Annotated in this window: 1 pseudogene; it reads right to left on the minus strand. The window is 44.4% G+C overall.

Annotation, left to right across the window (positions count from 1 at the left end):
• Nucleotides 1-189: 189 nt before the first annotated feature.
• Nucleotides 190-629, minus strand: a pseudogene (locus PGX78_RS09110) (hypothetical protein); the annotation flags it as partial.

Genomic DNA, 629 nt, shown 5'->3' on the forward strand with positions numbered 1-629 from the left:
CCCTCGTACCGAGCTTGGGAAGCTCGTATTCTACCACTGAATTACATCCGCACGAAACATGTTCAGTATAGCAATAAACCGGTCATTTGTAAAGAACGAAGGATTTTCATCACTGTTACAAAAGAAAAATTCGGTCGGAGCCGCTAAAAAACTCCGACCGAATTCCAAACCTAAAGCATACCGTACTTTTTATCCCTTATAATCGGCAGCGTATCTTGCCATAGCACCGCCCAGGTCACCGATGAAGTAACCGAAATGCTGCTGGCACGCCCAGTTAACAGCAACACTGTCGGCCATTTGTTCCGTCGACGGCGTAGAATGCATAGTGAGTTCATTCCACTGTTTCGTCGATTTATCGTAAATATACGCTTTGCTCTTATTCGTATCGACGCGGTACTTCACTTTTTGGCCTTCACCGGTGAGAATATCCGATTCCATAATGGTTTCGTGTTTCCGTGCCGTAAAAGTCCAAACGCCGTCTTTATCCGTATCTGTGGATATGGAATTCATATCCAAATAAGTTTCATAATCGCCTTGTGCATAAATCGGTCTGTATTGTTCATTGTAGACCAAAGAGCTGTTGAAATACGTCGTACGACGATTTTCCGCCCCTTCTTTATAGCCGAACC

Source organism: Megasphaera sp. AF13-6AC (genome assembly GCF_027685385.1).
In the GTDB taxonomy this organism is placed as follows: Bacteria; Bacillota; Negativicutes; order Veillonellales; family Megasphaeraceae; genus Megasphaera; species Megasphaera micronuciformis.